This window comes from Kosakonia sp. S42, from assembly GCF_016624785.1.
Taxonomy (GTDB): domain Bacteria; phylum Pseudomonadota; class Gammaproteobacteria; order Enterobacterales; family Enterobacteriaceae; genus Kosakonia; species Kosakonia cowanii.
The window spans coordinates 1-223 of record NZ_JACVTW010000131.1 but is presented as its reverse complement, the minus strand read 5'-3'; the positions used below and the strand labels follow the sequence as shown (position 1 = coordinate 223).

The window sequence follows — 223 nt, the reverse complement described above, 5'->3', positions numbered from 1 at the left end:
GAACGGTTCCGCTGATGCAGTCGCTGTACGACTGGGTACAGGCGCAGATGACAACGCTGTCCCGCCACTCAGACACGGCAAAGGCGTTCACTTATCTGCTCAATCACTGGGACGCGTTGAACGAGTTCTGCCGTAACGGCTGGGTGGAAATCGACAATAACCTGTGTGAAAACGCTCTTCGTGTTGTGGCGCTGGGTCGCCGTAACTGGCTGTTCTTCGGTGC

The 223-nt window shown here is 56.5% G+C and carries 1 protein-coding gene; it reads left to right on the top strand.

Features of this window, described 5'->3' with window-relative positions; genetic code table 11:
- The coding region (locus IAE50_RS25860; protein WP_200581713.1) for a transposase at positions 1-223 on the top strand (223 nt) is incomplete at both ends.